This window comes from Ruegeria sp. HKCCD6426 (assembly GCF_057221115.1).
In genome coordinates this window covers 572,549-588,919 of the sequence record NZ_JBWVBF010000003.1, presented here as the reverse complement: position 1 = coordinate 588,919, position 16,371 = coordinate 572,549, and the positions used below count along the sequence as shown (strand labels likewise).

Annotated in this window: 15 protein-coding genes and 1 tRNA gene; 14 read left to right on the top strand and 2 right to left on the bottom strand. The window is 53.7% G+C overall.

The genetic code is table 11. From position 1 onward, the window contains the following. Window positions 1-36: 36 nt before the first annotated feature. The 11 genes from sufC to AC2TDA_RS11700 all read left to right on the top strand — a co-directional run bounded on the left by sufC (window position 37) and on the right by AC2TDA_RS11700 (window position 10,714). Entirely contained in the window at window positions 37-792 is a 756-nt protein-coding gene (sufC, locus tag AC2TDA_RS11750; RefSeq protein WP_480847937.1) for a Fe-S cluster assembly ATPase SufC, read from the top strand. Beyond that, window positions 792-2,072 carry a SufB/SufD family protein gene (locus tag AC2TDA_RS11745; RefSeq protein WP_480847935.1) on the top strand — a complete coding sequence of 427 codons (1,281 nt, stop codon included), beginning with the start codon at window positions 792-794 and terminating at the stop codon, window positions 2,070-2,072. The genes sufC and AC2TDA_RS11745 overlap by 1 nt, the downstream gene beginning before the upstream one ends. Next, window positions 2,072-2,557 (top strand): YIP1 family protein, encoded by a 486-nt coding sequence (locus tag AC2TDA_RS11740; protein WP_480879365.1) that lies wholly within the window; start codon window positions 2,072-2,074, stop codon window positions 2,555-2,557. The genes AC2TDA_RS11745 and AC2TDA_RS11740 overlap by 1 nt, the downstream gene beginning before the upstream one ends. Beyond that, a complete protein-coding gene (locus tag AC2TDA_RS11735; protein ID WP_480879364.1) occupies window positions 2,554-3,120 on the top strand; it encodes a YIP1 family protein in 567 nt (188 codons plus the stop codon). Before AC2TDA_RS11740 ends, AC2TDA_RS11735 begins: the two co-directional genes overlap by 4 nt. 13 nt (window positions 3,121-3,133) lie before the next feature. Next, complete coding sequence (locus tag AC2TDA_RS11730; protein ID WP_480879363.1) at window positions 3,134-4,354, top strand: cysteine desulfurase; 1,221 nt, start codon at window positions 3,134-3,136, stop codon at window positions 4,352-4,354. 76 nt (window positions 4,355-4,430) lie between these two features. Further along, a tRNA-Arg gene (locus tag AC2TDA_RS11725) sits at window positions 4,431-4,507 on the top strand. A gap of 460 nt (window positions 4,508-4,967) precedes the next feature. Beyond that, window positions 4,968-5,987 (top strand): glycosyltransferase family 2 protein, encoded by a 1,020-nt coding sequence (locus AC2TDA_RS11720; protein WP_480847928.1) that lies wholly within the window; start codon window positions 4,968-4,970, stop codon window positions 5,985-5,987. 15 nt (window positions 5,988-6,002) lie between these two features. Next, window positions 6,003-6,386, top strand: a complete 384-nt coding sequence (locus AC2TDA_RS11715; protein WP_480847926.1) for a GtrA family protein — start codon at window positions 6,003-6,005, stop codon at window positions 6,384-6,386. Window positions 6,387-6,403: 17 nt separating this feature from the next. Further along, entirely contained in the window at window positions 6,404-7,693 is a 1,290-nt protein-coding gene (locus tag AC2TDA_RS11710; RefSeq protein ID WP_480879362.1) for a glycosyltransferase family 87 protein, read from the top strand. Beyond that, window positions 7,690-9,090, top strand: a complete 1,401-nt coding sequence (locus AC2TDA_RS11705; protein ID WP_480879361.1) for an SDR family oxidoreductase — start codon at window positions 7,690-7,692, stop codon at window positions 9,088-9,090. The genes AC2TDA_RS11710 and AC2TDA_RS11705 overlap by 4 nt, the downstream gene beginning before the upstream one ends. Window position 9,091: 1 nt before the next feature. After that, entirely contained in the window at window positions 9,092-10,714 is a 1,623-nt protein-coding gene (locus tag AC2TDA_RS11700) for a GMC oxidoreductase (RefSeq protein ID WP_480879360.1), read from the top strand. A 31-nt stretch (window positions 10,715-10,745) separates the two neighbouring features. On the opposite strand, the gene AC2TDA_RS11695 is transcribed toward AC2TDA_RS11700, so the two are convergent. Together AC2TDA_RS11695 and mepK are read right to left on the bottom strand one after the other, a co-directional pair. Beyond that, window positions 10,746-12,071, bottom strand: coding sequence for a hypothetical protein (locus AC2TDA_RS11695; protein ID WP_480879359.1), 1,326 nt, complete (start codon window positions 12,069-12,071; stop codon window positions 10,746-10,748). A 350-nt stretch (window positions 12,072-12,421) separates the two neighbouring features. Next, a complete protein-coding gene (gene mepK / locus AC2TDA_RS11690; RefSeq protein ID WP_480847921.1) occupies window positions 12,422-12,991 on the bottom strand; it encodes a peptidoglycan L,D-endopeptidase MepK in 570 nt (189 codons plus the stop codon). A gap of 357 nt (window positions 12,992-13,348) precedes the next feature. Here mepK and AC2TDA_RS11685 point away from each other — a divergent pair, with 357 nt between their 5' ends. From AC2TDA_RS11685 to AC2TDA_RS11675, 3 genes are read left to right on the top strand one after another with little or no spacing between them, the layout of a single operon-like run. Beyond that, window positions 13,349-14,950, top strand: a complete 1,602-nt coding sequence (locus AC2TDA_RS11685) for a L,D-transpeptidase family protein (protein ID WP_480879358.1) — start codon at window positions 13,349-13,351, stop codon at window positions 14,948-14,950. Window positions 14,951-14,985: 35 nt separating this feature from the next. Further along, window positions 14,986-16,077, top strand: coding sequence for a UDP-3-O-(3-hydroxymyristoyl)glucosamine N-acyltransferase (locus AC2TDA_RS11680; RefSeq protein ID WP_480879357.1), 1,092 nt, complete (start codon window positions 14,986-14,988; stop codon window positions 16,075-16,077). Window positions 16,078-16,109: 32 nt separating this feature from the next. Next, the gene (locus AC2TDA_RS11675) at window positions 16,110-16,367 is read left to right on the top strand and encodes an acyl carrier protein (protein ID WP_480847918.1); all 258 of its coding nucleotides are present in this window, start codon (window positions 16,110-16,112) and stop codon (window positions 16,365-16,367) included. The last annotated feature ends 4 nt before the right edge of the window (window positions 16,368-16,371 follow it).

The following is a 16,371-nucleotide window of genomic DNA, read 5'->3' as shown; positions in this document are numbered from 1 at the left end:
CCGGGGCGCCCCTTGCGATACGCAAAAGGACAAATCATGCTGGAAATCAAGAACCTGCACGTCAAACTTGAGGAAGAAGAAAAAGAGATCCTCAAAGGTGTTGACCTGACCGTCGAACCTGGAACGGTGCATGCGATCATGGGACCGAATGGTTCGGGCAAATCGACTCTCAGCTATGTGCTGTCGGGACGTGACGGGTATGAGGTCACGGCGGGTTCGGCCGCGCTTGAAGGAGAGGACCTGTTGGATATGGAGCCGGAAGAACGCGCCGCTGCGGGCCTGTTCCTGGCGTTCCAGTATCCGGTTGAAATCCCGGGCGTCGGTAACATGACATTCCTTCGTACTGCCGTAAATGCGCAGCGCAAGGCACGCGGCGAAGAGGAACTGTCGGCGGCGGACTTCCTGAAAGTCATCCGCGCCAAGGCAAAATCGCTGAAGATCGATGCGGATATGCTCAAGCGTCCGGTAAATGTGGGCTTTTCGGGCGGTGAGAAAAAACGCAACGAAATCCTGCAGATGGCGATGCTGGAGCCCAAGATGTGCATCCTGGACGAGACCGACTCGGGCCTTGATGTTGACGCGATGAAGCTGGTTTCCGAAGGCGTGAACGCTTTGCGTGGCGAAGGGCGCAGCTTTTTGGTCATCACCCACTATCAGCGCCTGCTGGACCACATCAAACCGGATGTTGTTCATATCATGGCTGACGGTCGTATCGTGAAATCCGGTGGCCCCGAGCTGGCGCTGGAGGTGGAACACAACGGTTATGCAGATATTCTGGCTGAGGTGAACTAATGGCGTTGCCACAAGCGAAACAGACCGCGACGGAAGAGCGGCTTGCCTCTCTGACCATGCCCGACGCAGGCTGCACGCGCAAAGCGCGCGAAGCCGCTTTGGCGCGCGTTCGGGAAATGGGTTTGCCCGGGCGGCGGGATGAGTATTGGAAATACACCAGGCCGGACACTTTGATTTCGCCTGAAGCGCCTCCCGCAGCCGTATTCAGCACTGATGAACCCATGATGTTCCATGAGTTCGATCGGTTGAAGATCGTATTTGTCGACGGTGTATTCAGCCCGGATGATTCCGACGAACTGTCACTGGAAGGTGTCACCATTGATCGGCTCGAGGATATCTGCTGCAAGGATATCCATTGGGCCAAGGAGTTGTACGGCGTACTGGAGGCCAAGGGCCAGTCACCGGTGCCACGCCCATTGGCGGCACTGAATACGGCGTTTGCTTCGGATGGGGTAGCGATTCATGTAAGCGGCAAACCGTCTAAACCGATCAGCCTTATCTACCATCATACGTCCGAGGATTCGGATGCGATTTTGCATCATGTCATCCGAGTGGAAAGCGGCGCAGAAGTGACCATTCTCGAAAACGGTCCTGCGGCGTCGCGGTTCAACAAATGTATGGAAATCGACATCGCAGACGGTGGCACGTTTCACCATGTCCGCGCGCAGGGACGTGACCATCAGCGCCGCGCCGCAACTCATATGTTCACTCGTATGGGTGCCGAGTCGGTGTACAAGTCCTTTACCCTGACTGTGAACGGCGTGCTGACACGCAATGAACAGGTCGTTGAGCTGACGGGCGATAACGCAATCGCTCACATAGCAGGGGCATGCGTTGGTGACGGAGAGTTTCTCCACGATGATACAGTCTTTGTGACTCATGATGCTGTGAACTGTGAAAGCCGACAGGTTTTCAAGAAGGTTCTTCGCAACGGAGCTACTGGCGTGTTTCAAGGCAAGATCCTGGTGAAGGAGGGTGCCCAAAAAACCGACGGGTACCAGATAAGCCAGTCGTTACTTCTGGATGACGACAGTCAATTCCTGGCCAAGCCCGAACTTGAAATCTACGCAGATGACGTGGCGTGTTCACATGGCTCGACGTCGGGTGCGATTGACGAAACGGCATTGTTCTATCTCCGTTCGCGCGGGGTTCCGGCAGAAGAGGCGACCGATATGTTGACGTTGGCGTTTCTGGCTGAAGCCGTGGATGAAATCGAAGACAAGGCTCTGACAGAAGTCATCGTGTCGCGCCTGCAAGAATGGCTGGCGCGCCGCCGCTGATGCCCGTTACATCGGATATCGTGGCCACGTATCGCGGTCCGGGGCGAGTTGTGCGTCGTCTGTTGGAAATGGGACAGCGGGAAGACCGTGCGCTGGCCATTTTGATGGCAGGCTGTGTTCTGGTGTTCATAGGTCAGACCCCGCGTCTGGCACGCGAAGCGCATCTGACCGGGCAGGAGTTAAATGCTCTGCTGGCGGGGGCACTGTTTGCCTGGGTGCTGAGCGCGCCTTTGATCCTATATCTTGTTGCCGGGCTCAGCCACATTGTGGCCCGTCTGTTCGGTGGCCAAGGCGATTGGTTCGGGGCGCGGATTGCTCTTTTCTGGTCTTTTTTGGCGGCCAGTCCATTGTTGATGCTGTTCGGCCTTGTTGCCGGATTTATCGGGCAGGGTGCGGCGATGAACCTTGTTGGCGTGGCGTGGGTGGCCGTGTTCCTGTGGTTCTGGATTTCTGGTCTCATTCAGGCAGAAGGTCGCAATTCATGACAGCATCCGCCCTGCGCAGTCTGGCCGTTTTGACGGTCGCCAATCCGGCCGAGGCTGCTCGGCAAGTCCTTGCAAACTGTCCGGGACGCGACGTGTTGTGGTTGGGCTTTAGCCTCGCGGTTGTTCTGAATACGCTGGTCCAGTCGGCATCCAGTTTGATCTACCCGATCGTCGACCCGGACCTTCCGCTTTTGTTCGAGCCGGTAATGCAAATACTGGTCACCACTGCAGGGGCGTTGGCCCTCAGCATTTGCGCATTTTTTGTTGTCGGTCGACTCTTGGGCGGGCAGGGAACGTTTGACGGGATCGCCGCTCTAATGATCTGGCTGCAATTTCTGCAGATTGCGGCCCAGGTTGTTATCTTTTTCCTGGCGATTGCGCTTCCGCCGATGTTGCGCCCCCTTATTTTGGCGATGAGCCTTTTCAGCCTTTACATCACCTTGCATTTTCTCAATCAGGCGCATCAGTTCGGTTCGCTCGGAAAATCCTTTCTGGTGATCCTGGTCTCGGGCCTCGCGGCCGTTCCTTTTGTTCTTCTGATGACCCCAAACGGGCCGGAGTAGGGAAACACTGTCTATGTACGATGTACAGAAAATCCGTTCTGACTTTCCGATCCTGTCCCGGCAGGTGAATGGCAAGCCATTGACATACCTGGATAATGGCGCGTCGGCGCAAAAACCTCAGGTGGTGATAGATGCGGTGACACAGGCCTATTCCCAAGAATACTCGAATGTTCATCGCGGCCTGCATTATCTGTCAAACCTTGCGACCGAAAAATACGAAGCTGTGCGCGGCACCGTGGCGCGGTTCCTGGGCGTTCGGGATGAGAATGAAATCGTATTGAACTCGGGCACGACCGAGGGGATCAATCTGGTCGCCTATGGGTGGGCGATGCCGCATCTTCAAGCCGGGGATGAGATTGTCCTGAGCGTGATGGAGCATCACGCCAACATCGTACCCTGGCATTTTCTGCGAGAACGCCAAGGGGTCGTGCTGAAGTGGGTGGATGTTGATGCGGTGGGGCATCTGGATCCGCAAGCAGTCATCGATGCCATCGGCCCCAAGACCAAACTGGTTGCTGTGACCCATTGCTCAAACGTTTTGGGAACAGTGGTTGACGTCAAAGCCATAACTGAAGGCGCTCATGCCAAGGGCGTTCCTGTAATGGTGGATGGAAGTCAGGGCGCTGTGCACATGCCGGTTAACGTTCAGGATATCGGCTGCGATTTCTATGCGATTACCGGCCACAAGCTTTACGGCCCGTCGGGTTCGGGGGCGATCTACATCAAGTCTGAACGCATGGCCGAAATGCGTCCGTTCATCGGCGGCGGTGACATGATCAAGGAAGTCTCGAAGGATCAGGTGATCTATAACGATCCGCCAATGAAGTTCGAGGCCGGAACGCCAGGTATCGTGCAGACGATCGGTATGGGTGTCGCTCTGGATTACATGATGGATCTCGGAATGGATTCGATTGCCGCGCATGAAGCAGGTTTGCGCGACTACGCAATGCAGCGCCTGACCGGGTTGAACTGGTTGCAAGTTCAGGGCACGACCGCCAACAAGGCCGCCATCTTCAGCTTTACGCTGGATGGTGCGGGGCACGCGCATGACGTGTCGACGATCCTGGACAAAAAAGGCGTTGCCGTGCGGGCGGGGCACCATTGCGCGGGTCCCTTGATGGACCATCTTGGGGTAACCGCAACATGCCGCGCCAGCTTTGGACTCTACAACACCACCGACGAGGTCGACACGTTGATCGACGCGCTGGAATTGGCGCATGATCTGTTTGCTTAGGGCGGAGTAAAAGCAGCAAATGTAATGCGGATTTGCAGTTGCACCCGGACTTGAACGAGGGTAGCTAACCCACAAGGCACCTGTAGCTCAGCTGGATAGAGCGCTGCCCTCCGAAGGCAGAGGCCAGAGGTTCGAATCCTCTCAGGTGCGCCATTTTCCTAAAACACCGTTCCAGGCAACTGAATTTCCACTTTTGGAATGCGAGCTGTGCTCGTTTTCAAGTTTCCCGGGATACGTGTATTTTTGTTCACGTCTTTCGTGTAACCTTTTATTTTTCCAAGTTATAACGACCTCTTCCACTGCCGACCTGACGATTGTGTCCGCTTGGCAAAGACACCAGGCAAGTGATCTTAAAAGGGAAAGCGGTTCTTTCACCCGGCGAAGAGTGTCGTTTTGGATCATATTCAGGGGTCAAGCCTGCTTTCAGCAATACAAAACGCTCTCAACCACATTAAAGGAAGTATCAACTGAGCGGCAACAATCTTACTCCAAGCCCCTCAATGTCCTTAAAAGCTTTGAGATTTCCTCGCTTCATGCGACATATGGCTGACAAATATCTGATTTCTGCGGTTATACTTTAGGGTAGAGTTTTGGTTTTAGGTTTCATTGTGCGATGAGTATGCCATTTTTGTCAGTCGTAGTGCCCTGCTTCAACGAAGAGGAGTCGCTGCCCGAACTGGTGCGCCGGGTTGTAGCTGTGTGCACGACAGTCGCCGGTGAGGACTATGAAATAGTTCTTGTCGATGATGGTTCAGGCGATAACACCCGCTCTCTGATCCGCAAATTCAGCGACGAATACCCGACGATCGTGGGTGTTTTTCTCTCTCGAAATTTTGGACACCAATTGGCATTGACCGCAGGGTTGAATTTTTGCCGGGGCCAGCGTGTTCTTATTCTGGATGCAGATCTGCAGGACCCGCCAGAGCTGCTTTCTGATATGATGCAACTGATGGATGACGGTGCTGACGTCGTCTATGGCAAACGGACGGAACGGCAGGGCGAAACCCGTGCGAAACGCTTTTCTGCCCATGTTTTTTACCGTTTTTTGAACCTGCTGATAGATATCGACATTCCGCCTGACACAGGTGACTTCCGTCTTCTAAGCCGCCGGGCTCTGACGGCACTCAACGAGATGCCTGAACAACACAGATTTATCCGGGGGATGGTTAGCTGGGTTGGGTTCAAACAAGTTCCCTTGGAATACTCCCGTTCCGCCCGTTTTGCCGGGGACACAAAATACCCTTTGCGGAAAATGATCGGCTTTGCGATGGATGCGATTGCGGGTTTTTCGATCCTGCCGTTGCGCCTTTCGATTTATCTAGGGTTTATCTGCGCACTATTGGGGGTCGTGTTCCTTGCCTACACCGCATACAGCTACCTGACAGGGATCGCCATTCAGGGTTGGACAACGCTGATGTCCGTTGTCCTGATCCTTGGCAGCGGGCAACTTCTGGTCTTAGGTGTGATCGGCGAATATCTTGGCCGGCTTTATATCCAATCCAAGAAACGCCCCTTGTTCATCGTGGAAGAGATAATCGGGCAAGGAGACCATCCCGAAACAAATCATGACAACGATTCTAACGACCTGACGGTGCCAGAGGGGATCAGATCCTCAAGGCATGCAGCGCAATAGAACGGGCAGTCCAGTATGTCGGCCAGAAGCGTTGTTACATTTGTTTTGACAGGCGGGATTGTCACAGGCGTTCATGTCGCAGTTGGCTTGGCCGCACATCATTTCGGCGGCCTCGAGCCTTTAAGCGCCAATCTTGTGGCCTATTCGGTCGCATTTTTTGTTTCCTACTTCGGTCACCGAAACTACTCATTCAGATCACCCGGTCGCATTCAGCGGTCCATGCCAAAGTTTTTTGTCATTTCCGTCATTAACCTGTTTCTGAACCAGATCATCGTATTCACCGTTTCAGATGTATTGGGGCAGCCATATTGGGCATCGCTGGCTGTAATGATCGCGATCGTGCCGACATTTACCTATTTCATGAGCAAAATCTGGGCGTTTAGCGATGGTGATTTTTGATGGAGGAATATGAGGGCATGACTGAAACAGTGGAGATTTCACCCGTACGTACCGTCATTCCACGCCGTGCCATCTATTGTCTTTCACTCCTCCTGTGCGGTCTTGCGACTGCTTATCTACTGTTCAAGGTCGTGCAACTTGCAGAAAAGCCCGGTTTTGATTTTCGCTACATCTGGCTGGCTGGCGACATGTGGCTTGATGGCATTAATCCGTATGGCCCGACGTATGAGGCCACGGGTGCAGCAAAGATCAATTCGGGGCACGTACCGATCATGTGGGTGTATCCGCCCACATGGTGGGCTTTTGCCACGCCTTTTGGGGCGCTTGACCTGCCTGCAGCGAATATCGCCTGGAACATCAGTGGAATTCTTCTTGTGGTCGCCATTTGCGGCCTGACCACCAGCGCCTTCATATCTGCGTTTCCAAAACGTAGTCTGGCTGTCTCAGAGCGTCTGGGAGGAATGGTTTTTCTGCCTGTTTTCAGCGCGCTGTATTTTCTCATGTCGCTTCTGGAGGCGACTGCAATCCTGTTTTCCGTTGGCCAGACAACCCTTATTGCAGGCTTGGGGGTGGCCCTGATGCTATGGGGACGGATCAACAAGATGCTCTATCTGGAAGCCGTTGGACTGACACTGGTTTTGCTCAAGCCACAGATCGGGGCGCCCTTTGCTATATTGCTTTTGCTGCTTGATCCGCGTTCGCGCAAAGCTGTTGCTATCGCTTTCGTACTCTCGATTCTCCTTCTGCTTCCGTCCCTGGCTATTGCACCTGGTTCGATCTTTGATTTCCTTCGCAACCTCGGGGCTTATGACGGGTTTACGGCTGCCAACCTGCCGCAATCGATGACCGGCATTCGTTTGATTGTATGGGAGCTTGCAGGTTTTGATATCGGAAACCCAATGGCAACTTTGATCGCTCTTGCCGTTGTTCTACTGCTCTGTGTCGGGCCTGGCCGCATCACTCGAGGTGCAGGCGATGATATCAGGGCGTGGCAGATATTCGGACTGACAAGTGCGGTGATCGTCGCGCTGGCGCCGTTACATATTTATGACTTCGTCTTGCTTGCTGTTCCGCTTGCTCTGGTATTTAGGGGAGGGTGGGCAAGTACGGTTCTGGCCATTAGCGGATCGCTATTGATCTGGCGTTCCGAAAATATCGTCGGGGTATGGGCGTTCCACGCGCCTGAGGTGGAAATATTCCCAAGCTCGCGACTGGCAACCATCGGTGCTTTGCTGTTTCTGCTCGCAGTGAGCATCGTCGTTCAGCGACTGAATCAGCAAGATATTGACCGGCCGTCTTCATCATGACGCGCACGATCTTTTTCACCGGAGCAACAGGTTTTTTAGGCCAACGTGTCCTGCCTGCGCTTGTCGCGCAAGGGTGGCACTTACGAGTTCTTGTGCGGGACAAAAACCGGGCAAAAGACCTTCCAAACAATGTGGAAATATGCGTTGGGGATCTGACTGATCCATCCAGTTATCGCGGGGCGCTTGATGGCGTTGATACAGTTCTGCACCTCGGGGCGCTGACCGGCAAAGCATCGAAGCAGGAACATGAGCGCGTAAACCGGCAAGCGACAAAGCAGTTAATCTCATCCTGCACAGAGCAGGGTGTCAAACAATTCCTGTTTGTCAGCTCCATTGCGGCGGGGTACGCTGACAAGTCATTCTACCCCTATGCAGAAGCCAAGGCGCGGGCCGAACAGGACCTTGCCGCTTCGGATCTAAACTATACGATCCTGAGGCCAACGCTGATCCTGGGGCAGGGTTCACCCATTTCGGATGCTCTGGACACGCTGGCAGGATTACCCGTTGTCCCTCTTCCGCAAAGAGGAGACCCAATCAGTGTACAGCCAGTTGCTGTTGATGATGTGGCAACTGGGATCGTCGAAATCCTGAAACGAGACACCTTTGACAGGGAAACACTGGATTTTGGCGGTCCGGACGTGGTGCCGATGAAGGAGCTCTTGCGAACAATTGCGCAGCTGCATTTTGCCCGAGACGCACGCATCCTGAAGTTGCCATTGCGATTGGTACAATGGCCATTGGCGTTGCTGGAGCCGCTTGCCCGCGGCATCATGCCCGCCACCGCAGGGCAGTTCGCGGTTTTCGGCAATAGTTCGACCATATCTGACAACTGGTTGGTAAAGGCGTTATCGCCGCAAATGACAACGTTGCACGATCAGATCGGTACAGTTTCCGAGAACGATGACCAAGGCGGCGATACAGGTGATGTTACCGAGAATCCCGTTACGCCGCAAAGCGACGCCAGAACCGAAGCCAGGATGTTGTGCAACCACATGACCGGAAAAGACCCGAGCGACGCAGCAATTATGCATTATTCCAGGGCGCTGAACGATCTCGGACTAGATCATGAGGGCAGTCGGTTCGATCAGTTGACGTTGTCACTCGCACGACGGGGCGGGATCAGCATGTGGCTTGCGGACGGGTATTGTGGACTGCTTCACAGGCATGGTGTGTTGCGTCGGCGGCAGGTTCTTTATGCTGCAATTCTGGAGAATGAGGCCGGTACGCACCAATTGTTTGATGGATCGCCAGACATCGGACCCGTTCTGGCACTGCTGCGCCTTGCATGGGTTGGGATTGTGTCGGTAACAGCTTCATTGGCTGGAACGATCTTCTTGCTCCCGTTACGTTTTTGGCTGGACCGGTCGAATCCAGTATCCTCAAACGGCTCCAAATAAGATGCATATCATTGTAATTGGATCAGGCCCCAGCGGAGTGCATTTCGCACTAACTGCGATTGAACGCGGGCATACTGTGACGATGGTTGATGTTGGAAAAACAGGAAGGGAAACTCCACTTCCGCGGGCAGGTTTTTTCGATCTGAAAACATTGCACCCGGACGCTGTGCGTTATTTTCTGGGCGACCATTATGAAGCCATTAACCTGCCAGCGAGCAACTCTGACCAGAATGAAGAGTACTACGGGTTGCCCGCGTCAAAGGATTACGTCTTTGAGCACCCAAGTTCTTTCGGGATGAGAGCGCACGGTTTGTCATCACTAGTCTCTTTTGCGGCGGGTGGATTGGCAGAGTGCTGGACCGGTGGCGCCTACGCATTCAATGATGACGATTTGAGCGAATTCGGTTTCAGCTATGAACAAATGTCACCGTATTATGAAAAGGTCGCCGAGCGGATCGGTGTCGGCGGTGAGGCTGACGATCTGGCACGATGGTATCCCCCCCAAGATGGATTTCTGAAACCCATATCGTTGGATCGAAGCAGCGCTTCCCTGGTTCAAAAGTACCAATCCCGACGGGTGAAATTGGCACGCAGGCATCAGGGCATGCGATTGGGTCGGTCGCGCCAAGCCGCGCTATCTGGAAACCTCGGAAATCGAGATGCTTGTACTGAATGCGGCCGATGCCTGTGGGGATGCCCCAACGGCGCCTTCTATACGCCTTCGCTGACCTTAGAAATACTCAAGAAACATCCGCGCTTCACCTATACACCAGGCCATTTCGCGAGCCATTTTTCGGTGGCGGGGTCAAAGAGCCTGGATAATTTGGTTACCTATACCGCCAGTGGTGCAATCGAAGAAATCACCGGCGACGCATTCGTGCTTGCTGCTGGCACAATCAGCAGCGCCAATTTGTTTCTCAGGACAATCTTCAAGGCCAGAGGTGAAATCATCAAACTTCCGGGGCTCATGGACAATCAGCAAGTGCTTGCGCCGTTTCTCAATCTGTCCATGCTGGGGCGGCCTTATGACCCCTCGTCCTATCAATACCACCAACTGGCAATTGGCATGGAAACCGAAAACCCTGCGAAGTTCGTGCATGGACAGGTCACGACACTGACAACCGGTAGTGCCCATCCCGTGATTTCGCAAATTCCATTGGGAATGAAGGCAGGCCGGAAGATATTTACCACGCTAAGATCTGCACTTGGAGTGGTAAACCTCAACTTTAATGACACCCGTCGGAGAGAGAACCACGCTACACTCGATCCGCAGAAAGATGTTGAGGGATGGCCCGCATTGTCCCTTAGATACGAGTCGCCAGAGGGCCAGGATCAGGAAATCACGGATGCACTTTCACGGTTAAGGCGATTTATGCGCGATCTTGGGGCGCCTCTGGTTCCCGGCATGACCCAGATACGCCAACCCGGAGCAAGCGTGCATTATTCGGGTACATTGCCGATTTCTCCAACAGGCGGTGAACTGACCGTAACACGCGATTGTCAATCAAACGATTTCGAGAACCTGTTCGTAGTCGACGGCTCCGTCTTTCCGACACTTCCGTCCAAGAACCTCACTTTTACACTGATGGCAAATGCAACCAGAGTCGCGACTGAGGCCTTTTAGCGCGGTTCAACCTGACGAAATCCAGCAGTACTTATTGACTGACCGTTGGCTTTTCCGAGTTCTGTAACAACGCGTCCGCATGGATTTGTAAGTCCGAAGTTATTCGCAGGTACTCAGAAAGGTTGTTGTACGCGAGGAATGGAATCGAAACGATGGCTATTGCCAAACAAAACAAACGTCCTTTGCCAAGCGCCGAGAACCCAGCCAAAAACAACATCGCAGGGAGATAATTCAGAGAGTACAAGAACATCTCGTCCCCGTAGAATAAATGCAGCACTAGTTGAAACAACAAATAATAGATCATCGCCTGTGCAATCGGCTTGTTTGGACCGGGCTTGAAAACAGCGTTTGCCAAGCCGGAAAGGAACACAATCGCCCATGCCAATAGCCCAACACCACCGACCCACGTGAGCGCCGTTAGAGGTGTGAGCTGTACAGTCAACCGCATCCATTCTGGAAAAGCCGGGTTATCCAGAAAGGGAACGTCGGGGATCGCAATGGAGTACGCAAAAAAAGCTCGTAGCTTATCCAGGTTCCCACCTGCATATTCGTGGAGAATAAACGTTAATTCATGCCTGATGTAGGGAACGAAAAACGTGGAACTCGGAAAAAACACTTTTTGCACCGCGAACAGAACTGTCGCCATTGCAAAGCCATTAACTAAAATTTGAAAAGCGCGCTTGTAGTGATTGGATGCAAGCACCGTCAAAATGCCTGCCATCCAATTGGTTGTCGTTATCGAGAAAGCGATCACAGTTGACAGGGACTGAAAAACTGGCGGAATTTTTCCACGTTGCATAAGTGTTCCGAATGCCAAGGCGATTGTGACGGTCAGCCCACCAAAAGCGTATACCTCCGGAACAGTCATCCAAAAGATTGCCGAACTCGAAACTGCTCCAAGAGTTGTGAAGACAATTGCGTCCGGGCGGCGTAAACCCAATCCGCGAAAGCCACCAAATAGGGTTGCACCCCAAAAACCAGCAACCGCAGAGAGGGCACCGATAGCTGCAAGCCTTTCAGAGAAGCCTATCAGCATGAGAATCTTCGTTGGAGGATAGGTTGCAATTGGCTGAAGTGGATGGACATTCGTTCGGAAGTTATCCGCATCGCGGCTGATCATGACCTGCTGTACTCGGATCAAATCAGCTTCGAACCACACCCAGGCATCCCGCGTGGGATCTATCAAAGCGGGCGGTATTTGGTTGGCGATTTGCCAGTACGCCGCGCCAGAAACAACAAAAATCACAGCTGCAATAGCCAAGTCGACCCGGCACGCGACAATCCAGGTCAGAAAAGCTCTGAAGTTGTACAAGAAGGAACGGCGAGCATTGGGGATATCGATGACGATTTCGTTCAATATCCGTCGCAACATTGTAACCTCTAACCAAATAACTAACGCAAAATCAGTGTAATAAAACCAAACATCACCTCAACACCAAACCTAAAATTATGCAACTGATTTGTCAGAATGCGGTCGTTTATTAGGAATATGCGTGAACTAAAATGGCGATCGTCAAAAGCACAAAGCCCGACGCACTAGAAGGTTATAGTTAGGGGGAAAGCAAGATTCTGGTCTAAAACGGTCAAAAACCGATGAGTAGCTTTCGACCCGAAATACAATCTATTGCTCAAGGTGATGGGCTTTGGGCCCAATAACGTGTCTCCGCAAACACGATTGCCTGGCTGAAAGTGTGGGTTTGGGCTGGATTAGCCTCGCCAGGTCCGGATGTCTCCGCAATCCATATGCACAAAGTTGGAACGGTAGTACTGCCCAACTCCACCAGCACGGCAGGACATCGCGGCCTTGGCCATTTGCGAGACCGACCGAGAAGCTAAACGCAAGTCAGCCGCCTGACCTTTCATATGCAGTGAGTTTCTGGCAACGCCACGCGAACGGTTCCGAAGCATCGCGTTGGTTTTTGGGGAACGGTAGCCCGACAGCAGCATATAGGGCTCGCTTACGTCCAAAAGGTTATGCGAAGCTGCCATGATATCGATCGTACGCAGGTCCATATCCTTGACCTGATCGCTGCGCCAATCGCGCATGAAGTGGTTTACTTCTTTGACTGCGTCTTTGATGTATTTGCCATCGACCCAATAAATCATGTCGATACGCTCGCCCGTACGACCAGAATACATACGGATTCGGCGGATATCGCCACCTCCACGGAGAAAACCAGCCGCATTGGAATAGGTCGGAGCCGCTACAACTGCGGTAGCCGCGAATGCGCCCAATAGGGCACGCCGGGTCAGGCCCGAAGTACTGCTCTTGGTCATTTTTTGTTTCGTCCCGTACTGTTCCTGCCTGCACACGATGTTACGCGCGCGTTCTTAATTTTTTCCCCAACCCAGATGCGGGTTTTATGGCACAGTTGGAATCACGCGCCAAGGAGTCTTTCACTGATGCGAAATCAAGGGGGAATTTTCGGCAGTTTTTTGCGCAACTGATGCGAACCTGCATAGTTTTGCTACAGTAGATCGGCGCTTACCCGCTCGCGATGCAAACGCGCATCACGGTTCGAAAGATGACCCTTGTTGATGGATTTGTGAATAGACATCCGATGCGGCGCGAAACATTATTTCGCAATGCCCTGTTTTAGGGTTGTCAAGTCATTGAATAACCAAGGACACCCCATGCCCTCTGTCTTTCGGACATGCACCAGTTTTCTCATCGCCGCTTGTTTCGCGGTATCCGGGTCTGTCGCGCAGGCCGGAACGACCAATACAGCGTTCCAACTGGCCGTGGCAGAGGCCACAGTGAAGCAAAAGGGCATATCCGAGTTTTACCGGGAAAACGGGTTCGAGCCAATTTGGGTCGGGGACACGCCCGAACATGCAGCTCGACGTGCAAAATTGATAAAGGCCTTGTCGACGACAGATCTGCATGGGCTGCCAGCGGCACGATTTGACGTGCAATCCCTTGTGACACGCATGGAAGAGGCGCGAACAGTTCGCGATCTTGGACGTTTGGAAGCGGAACTGACCCGCGCATTCTTGAAGTACGCCAATGACGTAAAATCCGGAACTGTAAAGCCGTCTGATATTGATGAAGGCCTTGTGCGAAAGGTGGACCGGCGGTCAGCCGCAGAGCATCTGGAACTGATGATGTCCGAGCCGGCCGGTGGATACATTGGCAAGCTCTCACCGCAGTCCAACCAATACCGAGCGTTGCTGAAGCAGAAAATTGCTCTGGAGAAGCTAATCGCTCAGGGTGGATGGGGCGCTACAGTTCCCGTTTCGAAACTGGAACACGGCGACACCGGACCCAATGTCGTTAAGTTGCGCAATCGGCTTGTGACAATGGGGTACCTGAAGCCGACCGCCATCCCCAATTTTGACACCCAACTTTTGTCGGCAGTGCAGGCTTTTCAAACTGCCCACGGGTTGGAGCCAGATGGCGTCGCCGGGCAGGGAACCCTTACCGAGATCAATCGACCGGCGTCAGACAGGCTCAAGTCCGTGTTGGTTGCTTTAGAGCGAGAGCGTTGGTTGCCCGAGCAACGCGGTACACGCCACATTCTGGTTAATCAGGCGGATTTCTCGGCCAAAATTGTTGACGAAGGACAAGTGACTTTTGAAACCCGCGCCGTGATCGGCAAAAACACACATGATCGTCGCAGCCCGGAATTCTCGGATGAGATGGAGCACATGGTGATCAATCCCAGCTGGTACGTGCCGCGCTCGATCATCACCAAGGAATACCTGCCGAAGCTGCAATCCAATCCGAATGCGGTCGGGCATATTCAGATCACGGATCGCAGCGGTCGCCAGGTCAATCGGGGAGCGGTCGATTTCACTCAGTTCACGGCCCGCGATTTCCCGTTTGCGATGCGGCAACCGCCCAGCAAAAGCAATGCGCTGGGCTTGGTGAAGTTCATGTTCCCCAATAAGTACAACATCTATCTCCATGATACGCCTCAGAAAAGTCTGTTTGCGCGTGAGGTGCGAGCGTTTTCGCATGGCTGTATACGGCTGGCGCAACCCTTTGAATTTGCTTACGCGTTGCTTGCACGGCAAGAAGAAGACCCCAAGGCGTTTTTCCATCGCGTTTTGGCCACCGGAAAAGAAACAAAGGTGAATCTTGACCAGCCCGTTCCTGTGCATTTGATCTATCGGACGGCCTATGTCGGCCCTAAAGGCGACATACAGTATCGTCGCGATGTCTATAACAGGGATCGCAAAATCTGGGAGGCGCTGCAAAAGGCAGGGGTGGTCCTGCCGGACGTTCAAGGGTAATCACGGGGGCAAGTCCTGCCACAAGGAAGCCCACGATGCAGCACACCATTGAACAGATCGCTCAGGCTTTGGGTGCCGAAGCCGCGGGTCAGACCAGTCTGACTGTTTTGCGCGCCGCCGAGCCCGGAGATGCCGGGCCCACTGATTTGGCCATGGCGATGTCGCCAAAATATGCAGAATCTCTGGCATCAGGTTCGGCTCGCGCTGCCGTACTATGGGAGGGCGCAGATTGGCAGGCATTGGGACTTGAAGCGGCGATCTTTGTCGGACGTCCGCGGATGGCAATGGCCGGTATCACCTCGATTCTGGATCGCGGTCAGGGGGTTCAGCCAGGCACACACCCTTCGGCCGTTGTGGATCCGACTGCCGAAATCGGAGCGGACGTCTCCATTGGCCCGCTTGCGGTCGTCGGTGCACGGGCGCAAATCGGTTCGGGCTCCGTGATTGGGGCGCATTGCGTGATAGGCATTGATGCTACCCTGGGCAAAAACGCTATGCTGCGCGAGATGGTCAGCATCGGCGCGCGCACTGTCATTGGTGATCGCTTCATTGCGCAACCCGGCGCACGGATTGGCGGGGACGGATTTAGCTTTGTCACGCCCGAGGTTTCCGGTGCCGAGAATGCGCGTAAAACCTTGGGTGATACAGGCGATGCCAAAGCCCAGAACTGGTTGCGAATCCACTCTTTAGGTGCCGTCGAAATCGGTGACGATGTCGAGGTCGGCGCCAATTGCACGGTCGACAATGGAACGATCCGCAACACCGTTATTGGCAACGGCTCGAAGCTCGATAACCTTGTCCATGTCGGACATAACACTCGGGTAGGGCAGGATTGTTTGCTGTGCGGCCAAACCGGTGTGTCCGGCTCGGTTGAGATTGGCAACAACGTGGTGTTGGGCGGGCAAACCGGTGTCGTCGACAACATCTTCATCGGAGACGGCGTGATTTCGGGCGGTGGGACGAAAATCCTGTCCAACGTACCCGCAGGTCGCGTACTCATGGGATATCCCGGCATTAAAATGGAAAGCCATACGGATATCTACAAGGCGCAGCGTCGTCTTCCACGTATAGCGCGTGACGTCGAGGCGTTGAAAAAGGCTGTTTTCAAACAGCCCACGAGCGATTAAATCATCCGCAACGCGAAACTCAGGGGATCGACATGAGCATCAGCGACCGCGTCATCGCAATCATTGCCGAGCAGGCCGTGTTGGAGCCATCGGATGTGACGCCCGACAGCACGTTGGAGGACTTGGGTATTGACAGCCTAGGGCTGGTCGAGAGCATTTTTGCCATCGAAGAGGAATTCGACATCACGGTGCCTTTCAACGCAAACGAACCCACGGCCAGCGATTTCGATATATCGAACGTGGCTGCAATCATCGCGGGTATAGAAAAACTCGTATCGGAAAAGGCCTGACAGC

What these genes read in the sequence shown, in the direction of transcription:
- AC2TDA_RS11680 (WP_480879357.1), top strand. Translation starts at nt 14,986, where the DNA reads ATGCAGCACACCATTGAACAGATCGCTCAGGCTTTGGGTGCCGAAGCC.
- AC2TDA_RS11710 (WP_480879362.1), top strand. Translation starts at nt 6,404, where the DNA reads ATGACTGAAACAGTGGAGATTTCACCCGTACGTACCGTCATTCCACGC.
- mepK (WP_480847921.1), bottom strand. Translation starts at nt 12,991, where the DNA reads ATGACCAAGAGCAGTACTTCGGGCCTGACCCGGCGTGCCCTATTGGGC.
- AC2TDA_RS11745 (WP_480847935.1), top strand. Translation starts at nt 792, where the DNA reads ATGGCGTTGCCACAAGCGAAACAGACCGCGACGGAAGAGCGGCTTGCC.
- AC2TDA_RS11700 (WP_480879360.1), top strand. Translation starts at nt 9,092, where the DNA reads ATGCATATCATTGTAATTGGATCAGGCCCCAGCGGAGTGCATTTCGCA.
- AC2TDA_RS11715 (WP_480847926.1), top strand. Translation starts at nt 6,003, where the DNA reads ATGTCGGCCAGAAGCGTTGTTACATTTGTTTTGACAGGCGGGATTGTC.
- AC2TDA_RS11675 (WP_480847918.1), top strand. Translation starts at nt 16,110, where the DNA reads ATGAGCATCAGCGACCGCGTCATCGCAATCATTGCCGAGCAGGCCGTG.
- AC2TDA_RS11735 (WP_480879364.1), top strand. Translation starts at nt 2,554, where the DNA reads ATGACAGCATCCGCCCTGCGCAGTCTGGCCGTTTTGACGGTCGCCAAT.
- AC2TDA_RS11705 (WP_480879361.1), top strand. Translation starts at nt 7,690, where the DNA reads ATGACGCGCACGATCTTTTTCACCGGAGCAACAGGTTTTTTAGGCCAA.
- AC2TDA_RS11730 (WP_480879363.1), top strand. Translation starts at nt 3,134, where the DNA reads ATGTACGATGTACAGAAAATCCGTTCTGACTTTCCGATCCTGTCCCGG.
- AC2TDA_RS11720 (WP_480847928.1), top strand. Translation starts at nt 4,968, where the DNA reads ATGAGTATGCCATTTTTGTCAGTCGTAGTGCCCTGCTTCAACGAAGAG.
- AC2TDA_RS11740 (WP_480879365.1), top strand. Translation starts at nt 2,072, where the DNA reads ATGCCCGTTACATCGGATATCGTGGCCACGTATCGCGGTCCGGGGCGA.
- sufC (WP_480847937.1), top strand. Translation starts at nt 37, where the DNA reads ATGCTGGAAATCAAGAACCTGCACGTCAAACTTGAGGAAGAAGAAAAA.
- AC2TDA_RS11685 (WP_480879358.1), top strand. Translation starts at nt 13,349, where the DNA reads ATGCCCTCTGTCTTTCGGACATGCACCAGTTTTCTCATCGCCGCTTGT.